A 7,930-nucleotide genomic window follows, 5' to 3' on the forward strand; every position below is an offset into this window, starting at 1 on the left:
CGAAAGGAGACTTCTTTGTTGTACCAAACTGGGCATGGCACGAACACGTTGCGCTAGAAAATAGTTATGTATTTTCAACAAATGACCTTCCTATTTTAGAAAAGTTCGGGTTAGAGCGGAAACAGGAATATGAGAACAATAATGGATATCAAACAATCACAGGAGAGTTTGAACCAGCTCTACCTTGATATTGTGTAAAAAAGTGCCCTCTAGTAAAGAAAATATCATACAAGAGGGCGCTTTTTCCTATTTGTTAATTAATAAGCCTTCAACACATGAAGTAAATAATCTTTCCGATTTAGCGGATTAAAGTCAACACGTTTTCGAGTAGGGAAGGGAGCCGTCAGTTTTGTAAAACCACCTGGCTTTGTTATAAAGATACCTTCTCCTTCAGTAAATGAATGGAGCATTCGTTTAAAATTCTCTGTTTTCGCAACAAGTAATGATCCTGTTAAATGATAAGAGTCATTATGCAACGTAGGCTCTGCAAAAGTTGCTGGAATGGCAGCTAGTTTATACATTGCGGTACTAATTGCGTGCTCTGGAACAGTTAATTCAAAGGCATTTATTGGTTCAAATACACATGTTTCAGCTCGTTTCAATGCATCCATTAAAACGAGTGGGGTTAAATTTCTAAAGTCACTTGCTGTTGTGACAGGACTTGCATAGCCAGTATGCGTTAATGTGACGATAATGTCAGTAACTTCCCAGCCGTATAAACCTTGTTTTAACGTTTGAAATACAGTATCTTCAATCGCTTTATGAAATGCTAAAGGTAGTGATCCGAGTTCAACGCCTAAGTTATACGTAATACCAGAGTTAAGTTCACCACGTTCCACTTTGAAGCCGATTGTTGCGTAAAAAGGATTCTCTTTTTCACCCATTACTTCAACGCTATTCCCTATGCCAATTGGTTTTTCAATACATACAACTCGCGTATTTGAAAAAGTAACTTGTAAATTGTATTTTTCATAAAGTGTTGTTTCAATAACTTCTTTTTGTACTTCACCGAAAAGGCGAATGTATAGTTCATTATGAACATTATCTTTCCAAACCTTAATGAGAGGATCTTCTTCGCATAGTTCCATAAGTGCAGCGTATAAATTATGAATTTGCTCTTTAGGAACTGCCTCGATTGCTGCTTCCATTTGTGGTTCGGCAAAGTGAATGTCTTTAATATAATCTGTCCGTTCACCGATAATATCACCCATTTTAATATTAGTAAGTCCCCATACTTTGCAAAACTCTCCACTTTGAACAGTAGAAGCTTGAACCGCATTTCCATTATGAAATATGCACATTTTTTTAATCTTTTCTTTATGTGACAGAGACTCACTGCGCTGAATATCAACATATTTTCTAACGTGTAAACTACCAGAAAAAACTCTTACATAAGCAATTTTTTCCCCGGAAGATTCTCGTTCAATTTTAAAAACAACACCGGATAATGTTTCATCTTGTGCCGATTTAGTAGCTGGAATTAGGGCTGAAATATTTTCAAGTAACTCAGTTACTCCAATACCTGTCATTGCTGAACCAAAAAAGATAGGAAACACATTTGCTTGCTGTATTTGCTTTTCGAGTTCTTTTCTTAATAGTGCGTCCGGTATTATTTCGTTATTTACATATGATGCAAGCAATGATTCCTTATATGGCGCTAATCGTTCAATACGATCTTCATATGATTTATATTCAATAATACGAGCTTTCTTTGTTCCTTCGTTTTGGGCAGAGTAGAAGGGGAATGCATCCTTTGAAAGAATTGCTTTTATTTGTTTCACAACTTTTTCAGTATTTGCGCCACTACGGTCTATTTTATTTACAAATAAAACAGTCGGTATGTTTAGTTTCTGTAGTGTTCGCATTAAAATCTTCGTTTGTGCTTGCACACCTTCAACGGCAGAGATAACTAAAATGGCACCGTCTAAAACGCGGAATGATCGCTCCACTTCAGCGATAAAATCAGCGTGTCCGGGTGTATCAATGACATTTACTTTTAAATCATCAATAAAGAAAGAAACGACAGATGCTTTAATCGTAATTCCGCGTTGTCTTTCTAATTCCATTGAATCAGTTTGCGTATTGCCACTATCTACTCGGCCAACTTCTTTAATCACATTCGTTTCATAAAGAATACGCTCAGTCAAACTCGTCTTGCCAGCGTCTACGTGCGCGACAATCCCTATATTTATTGTTGTCATATATAAATATCCTCATTTCATTTTCCATTTTTATTTCCTCATTTCTATTTGTGTATTGCCGCATTACAATCACTCTCCAGTCATTTAAATTAGTACTATTATAATGCAATTAACATTTTTTGTAATGTGACAAAGCGCCTTAATTTGGAAAAATAAAAAGAAAACAAAATGCTTGCATTATAAATCGATATAGATTATATTAATTGACATATCAACTATTGATGTATCAAACATTTTTGGTTTGGATGTAAAGGAGGGGTAATTTGACAAGTTCATGCTCAAAAGAAGCGATTATTTTATATAAATTACACTTCCTCAATAAAGAAGTCAGTTCGAAGTTTGAAGGGTGTACGGGTATGAGTCAATCTAGACTAGAGCTTATACTTCAGTTATATGAAGTAGATGAAATTAGTCAAAAAGCACTTCAGCAAGAAGTGAATATTGATAATGCCGCGATTACGAGGCATTTAAAACAGCTGGAAGCAAACGGAATGATTACAAGACGTAAAAATCCAGATGATAACAGAATTACGTTAGTTTCTCTTACAGAAGAGGGGCGAAATAAAATTCAAGTGTATCAAGAGGAAAAAGAGCGTTTCGCTACTTCAGCATTTAAAGGATTAAGTGAAGAAGAACGCGACAATCTTTTAACGATGTTAGACCGCATTCAAGAAAACATAAAAGAATTATAAAAAAGGGAGAATACAACTATGACTAACTCAGTAAAAACAAATGATTTTAACGAAATTTTAACAGGACGTCGTTCAATTCGTAAATACGATCCAGCTGTAAAAATTAGCAAAGAAGAAATGACAGAAATTCTTACAGAGGCAACACTTGCACCATCTTCAGTAAATATGCAACCATGGAGATTCCTAGTTATTGCAAGTGACGAAGCAAAAGCAACACTTGCGCCACTTGCAAAATTTAATCAATCTCAAGTAGAAACATCTTCAGCAATGATCGCTGTATTTGGTGACTTAAACAACTTTGATAACGCAGAAGAAATTTACGGTACAGCAGTAGAGCGCGGATTAATGCCAGCTGAAGTAAAAGAAGATCAAATGCAAAAACTTTCAGCTTACTTCTCAATGGTTCCACCAGAAGTAATGAAAGATACGGTACTAATTGACGGTGGTCTTGTAGCGATGCAATTTATGTTAGCAGCTCGTGCTCACGGTTATGACACTTGCCCAATTGGTGGATTTGAAAAAGACCAAATCGCAGAAGCATTCGGATTAGATAAAGAACGTCACGTACCAGTTATGTTAATTTCAATCGGAAAAGCTGCTGACAGTGGTTACCAATCAGTACGTCTTCCAGTTGAAAAAGTTGCTGAGTGGAAGTAATTTTACAGAATACAGAAATAAGTGGAATATGAGAGGGGAAACACCATGATTATTATTCACGCAATATTTCAAGTAGATTCAGTAAAACAACAATCATTTTTAGAAGAAATTCAGCCACTACTTCATGGTTCAAGAGAAGAAAGTGGAAATGTATCTTACGATCTATATAAAGATACTGAAAAGGAAAGTGTTTATACGATGGTAGAAGTATGGAAAGATGAAGCGGCAGTTGCGAGTCATAATACGAGTGAACACTTCACATCTTTCGTTAGTAAAGCAGCACAGTTTTTAACGGCTCCGCTTGATATAAAAGTTTATAATGGAGAGTTAGTAAAATAATAAGGTAAAAAAAGATGACTTTAGCGTATTGATATGATCCCCTTATAGTAGACAGTTGAAAGAAAGTTACTTTACTGTTTATAATGGAGGGGATTTTTTTATGGGAAAAATTAGAAGAACTTTTTCAATCGATTTTAAAATGAAAGCTATTGAATTGTACTTACATAGAGGAATTGGAAGTACAATTAATTGGAAAGGAATTAGGAGTTACATATTCAGTTATAGATAGATGGATTAAAAAATATAAAAATGAAGGGATTCTGGGCCTACAAGAAAAACGTGGAAGATCTAGACAAACAAATGAAATAAATCAAGATGCTAGAATACAACGATTAGAAGCGGAAAACGCATACTTAAAAAAGCTATTAGCTACGAAAAAGGGGATGAGATCAAAAAAATTAAATCAGTAGAATACGAGGTCATTCATACCTTAAAACAGAACTTTTCAATTGTATTGCTTTGTGAAATTGCAGGTGTTTCAAGAAGTGGATATTATAAGTGGGAAAAAAGAATCAACGATCCCTCTGAAAAGATGAAAGAGGACCAATTTATCATGTCTAAAATAGTAGAATGCGAACGAGATCCAGATATAAATGGTAGCTATGGTTACCGAAGAATTTGTATATGGCTCACAAAGTATTATGGTTTACAGGTAAATCACAAAAGAGCATATCGTTTAATGAGAAAAATGGGGATACAAGCTAAGATTCGAAAGAAAAAGTGGAGGCATTTTGGTTTAAAAGAACAATGCGTCGTGTCGGAAAATCTGTTAAACAGAGAGTTTTCAACTACAAGGCCAAATGAAAAATGGGTTACAGATATAACCTATCTTACCTTTAACAATAAGCGCATATATCTTTCCGTGATACTAGACCTTTACAATAACGAAGTTGTGGCCTACCAAATGAGCGAATACAACAATTTAAAATTAGTTACAGACACAGTTAATAAAGCCTTAAGAAAAAGAAAATTCCACGAAACAGTATTACATAGCGACCGAGGTTATCAGTATACGTCAAAAAAATATAACCAATTACTTAAAAAGCACAAAATAACCGTGAGTATGTCTAGGAAGGGAAATTGTTACGATAATGCATGTATAGAGAGCTTTTTTAGTCATTTTAAGGCAGAATGCTTTTATAGACATACGTTTCATGAAAAAGCAGAAGTTTTTAAGGCTACTAAAAGATATATGAGCTATTACAATAAAAAAAGATTTCAAAAAAGATTAAACAACCTTAGTCCTATTGAATTTGGAACTAAGGCTGCTTAATGAAAAGACACCTAATCTATTACTGTCTACTTGACTGGGGTAAGACCATATTCTCTCGACACCGTTATGTTGGAATAAGATAAGAGTGTTTTCTTATCTTTAGTTATAGAAGTTAATTGTATATTAAATATGAACATTCGGTTCATTTGAATATTTTTCCATATTATAATTTTCTTGAAAATATAGAGATAGAGGAGATTAAGTGATGGTAGAATTTCAAAGTAATTTGCATACGGCACTGTAATTTAAGCAGAATGTTGAAGAACTTGTATATCATGTAGGGAAAGTAAATAAGTCTAAGGGTACGGGTGAAGGTAGTTCTGGTGAAAGAAAAAAATCAAATGTGGACGAATTTAATGTATTTAAAGGCATAAATAAATCCCGTAAGAAAATTTTGAGAGGAAATAGAAAATAGGATTTAAAGCACTTGATTGTCAACTAATGGCAACGAGTGCTTTTGGTATTTTAGCGTAGAAAAAGATAGTTACACTATAATTTTATCCCGCACTAACGGGCTGACAATCAGTCAGGGATGGAGAAAGCCTCCACTGATTGAAGTTTCACTTTATAACTAAGCGGTACAGCAAGTACAAGGAGCAAGAGGGAGCGAACTGCCAGGGTAAACATCCAGTAATTATGTAACAGGCATACTTAAAAAAACGCTCATTTTCTTATAGATACTGATGAAGTTATAAAAATGATTAGTAGCATAGCAAATTGAAAGGATGGTAGTTATGAAGAATACGAATTTAATAGAAAAAATCGAAATAACAAAAAGCCCTAGCAGGGGAGCTAGGGCAGGGGACGGGGTATTAAGAATTGTTGATTCAATAAATAACGAATGACTTCTTTGAATAAGATTAGTTTAACACAGGAACTCGTACGTATGTGTTACAGAATTATGAACAGTGGACAAGTCTGTATATCCCGTTGGATTCTTTATATAAAATAATTTAATTCAAACTTAATATCAATAGCAATAAAGCGCTTAATGTCATAAATGTAAATGCACAATAGCCAAATATTCTAATCCATTTTGGCAATTGATTCATGTTAGCTTTGTTTGTTGGGATACCTTGCATAGAAAACATGACACGATCCCTATTATTTTGTTGTTGGAACATAACATCATCACCTTTCTGACTACCTTATCTGCATTTTATCAAGTTGAATGTAACTATGTACAGGTTATTCGACATTTGTAGTGGGCGACAAGAGAGTAAGAATTAAAGAGCTGTCCAATGAAAAGAAACAAATTAAACAAAAGTGTTATTTTGTCGAAAAGTAATACGGAGATAAAGAAATAAGACCGATACTTTTTATTGTATCGGCCGTACAAATAACCTGTGCTGGAGATGTCTACAAATGGCTTAAGATGTTTTCTCTAAACAGTGTAGACAAGAATTTTTACGTTTATACGCACAAACGGCAGATAACTGACTAGGTTAACCGCCGTTTGTGCATGACACGGAGGAGAAATCCCCGTTTTGAAAAGAGTGAAGCCGGTGGGAAGTCGGCTCAGAAGTAGTATGTGTAATATAAAAAAGATTATTCGTAAAGGGAAATGGACAAACAAAAACGCATTGAAATCGTAAATTCACTTCTTAGTTACTTAGCAGATCACGAAAAGGATATCTTTCATTATGAAGATGAAAATAGAACAGCTTATTTTAAACATGATGGTAGAAATCTATAGTTCGTTGACCACTATTCCAATGCGTATGACAAGAAGCGATGCAGATATTTCTCAAGTGACGGAACGATGTGGGGGTTAATTAGAGATTTCACGGACTTTATATTCGGTAATGATAATTCAAATTGGCGAAATGGTTATGCCGGATTGTACTGTATTCATTGTGGGTGGCCAGAAGAAGGAATGGAAAAGATGTGTGATTATGCAAGGGAAATCGGGTATTTAAGAGCTTTATAAAATGGTTATTTGAATAGGAAAAGGGAAAAGAATTAAGTTCACTCGTTCTTAAGATTTTTCCCTTTGAAAGTTACTTTTTGTTCGTTGTTCTATATACGTCTAAAATTGGTAAGTCTACGTCATGTAAATCTAAAGTAATGTCTTTCTTTTTAACATTGGTGTTGTTCGGATTATGTGCCTCTTGAGATGTTTCTTGCATTTGTTCTTGGGCCTTACTAGGAGTATTCAGAGCATCTGATGACACGTCGTCAAGTTGTTGACTTAATAGATTTTTTTTATTCATGTTATGTAGCTCCTTTGTGGATTTTGATATAAAAACAATGTAATTATAAATAGTTACTTAAATATTTTGTATCTTTGAATGGAATCATATGCACAAATTATATTGAGAAATGAACTAATTATAAAAATTACTTGTGATGACAAATTTAAAGGATATAAAAATTATTAGTTCTTAATAAATTTGTAATCTTGTGAGAAAGGGAAAAGGTGAGATGCAATTTTGGACGTACTTCCTCTAGTAGTCCAATTTTACACAACGCAGGCGAATCAAATGAGAGTGGCAGAAAGAAAGAATCATTGAAAGTATGTAACTGTTACAGAATTTGATGAAGATTGATATAAAAATTTCATTTTGTATAGTTTTCATAAATAAAAAGACGATTATCGTCAAATCACCTTTTGGTAAAATAGAGCATTTTTCGAAAATAAAGTATTCAATATTCGTTGGAATGTTCTAAGGAAAAACATCAAATTCTCAAGGTAAGTAACGAGCTCACATAATAGAAAGGAATACTACGATATATGATGCAAACGATTTAATGATGAAAACAAAAGA

Annotated in this window: 8 protein-coding genes and 2 pseudogenes; 7 read left to right on the forward strand and 3 right to left on the reverse strand. The window is 34.0% G+C overall.

Translation table 11 applies throughout. From position 1 onward, the window contains the following. Positions 1 to 188, forward strand: a 188-nt coding sequence (locus MR071_RS24620; RefSeq protein ID WP_472926935.1) for a cupin domain-containing protein, incomplete at its 5' end; no start/stop codon positions are given. Between the two features lie 69 nt (positions 189 to 257). Here MR071_RS24620 and MR071_RS24625 read toward each other — a convergent pair. Beyond that, positions 258 to 2,201: an elongation factor G gene (locus tag MR071_RS24625; protein WP_242238197.1), complete on the reverse strand. Its 1,944-nt coding sequence runs from the start codon at positions 2,199 to 2,201 to the stop codon at positions 258 to 260. Positions 2,202 to 2,464: 263 nt separating this feature from the next. On the opposite strand from MR071_RS24625, the gene MR071_RS24630 reads away from it, so the two are divergent. The 5 genes and pseudogenes from MR071_RS24630 to MR071_RS24650 all read left to right on the forward strand — a co-directional run bounded on the left by MR071_RS24630 (position 2,465) and on the right by MR071_RS24650 (position 5,162). Beyond that, complete coding sequence (locus tag MR071_RS24630) at positions 2,465 to 2,893, forward strand: MarR family winged helix-turn-helix transcriptional regulator (protein WP_000204168.1); 429 nt, start codon at positions 2,465 to 2,467, stop codon at positions 2,891 to 2,893. Positions 2,894 to 2,911: 18 nt separating this feature from the next. Continuing rightward, the gene (locus tag MR071_RS24635) at positions 2,912 to 3,550 is read left to right on the forward strand and encodes a nitroreductase family protein (RefSeq protein WP_242238198.1); all 639 of its coding nucleotides are present in this window, start codon (positions 2,912 to 2,914) and stop codon (positions 3,548 to 3,550) included. Positions 3,551 to 3,595: 45 nt separating this feature from the next. After that, a complete protein-coding gene (locus tag MR071_RS24640; protein WP_242238199.1) occupies positions 3,596 to 3,889 on the forward strand; it encodes a putative quinol monooxygenase in 294 nt (97 codons plus the stop codon). 100 nt (positions 3,890 to 3,989) lie between these two features. Further along, a pseudogene (locus MR071_RS24645) lies at positions 3,990 to 4,299 on the forward strand (transposase). Further along, on the forward strand, positions 4,287 to 5,162 hold the full coding sequence (locus MR071_RS24650) for an IS3 family transposase (RefSeq protein WP_242238202.1): 876 nt from the start codon (positions 4,287 to 4,289) through the stop codon (positions 5,160 to 5,162). The pseudogene MR071_RS24645 and the gene MR071_RS24650 overlap by 13 nt, the downstream one beginning before the upstream one ends. Positions 5,163 to 6,115: 953 nt before the next feature. On the opposite strand, the gene MR071_RS24655 is transcribed toward MR071_RS24650, so the two are convergent. Beyond that, the gene (locus MR071_RS24655; protein ID WP_181149460.1) at positions 6,116 to 6,286 is read right to left on the reverse strand and encodes a hypothetical protein; all 171 of its coding nucleotides are present in this window, start codon (positions 6,284 to 6,286) and stop codon (positions 6,116 to 6,118) included. A gap of 440 nt (positions 6,287 to 6,726) precedes the next feature. Between MR071_RS24655 and MR071_RS25650 the strand changes: the two are divergent. Beyond that, positions 6,727 to 7,092: pseudogene (locus MR071_RS25650) on the forward strand (hypothetical protein). Between the two features lie 70 nt (positions 7,093 to 7,162). On the opposite strand, the gene MR071_RS24665 reads toward MR071_RS25650, so the two are convergent. Further along, positions 7,163 to 7,375, reverse strand: a complete 213-nt coding sequence (locus MR071_RS24665) for a hypothetical protein (protein WP_242238201.1) — start codon at positions 7,373 to 7,375, stop codon at positions 7,163 to 7,165. Positions 7,376 to 7,930: the final 555 nt, after the last annotated feature.

The organism is Bacillus cereus group sp. BfR-BA-01316, from assembly GCF_022664195.1.
Taxonomy (GTDB): Bacteria; Bacillota; Bacilli; order Bacillales; family Bacillaceae_G; genus Bacillus_A.

What these genes read in the sequence shown, in the direction of transcription:
- MR071_RS24625 (WP_242238197.1), bottom strand. Translation starts at nt 2,201, where the DNA reads ATGACAACAATAAATATAGGGATTGTCGCGCACGTAGACGCTGGCAAG.
- MR071_RS24665 (WP_242238201.1), bottom strand. Translation starts at nt 7,375, where the DNA reads ATGAATAAAAAAAATCTATTAAGTCAACAACTTGACGACGTGTCATCA.
- MR071_RS24640 (WP_242238199.1), top strand. Translation starts at nt 3,596, where the DNA reads ATGATTATTATTCACGCAATATTTCAAGTAGATTCAGTAAAACAACAA.
- MR071_RS24635 (WP_242238198.1), top strand. Translation starts at nt 2,912, where the DNA reads ATGACTAACTCAGTAAAAACAAATGATTTTAACGAAATTTTAACAGGA.
- MR071_RS24655 (WP_181149460.1), bottom strand. Translation starts at nt 6,286, where the DNA reads ATGTTCCAACAACAAAATAATAGGGATCGTGTCATGTTTTCTATGCAA.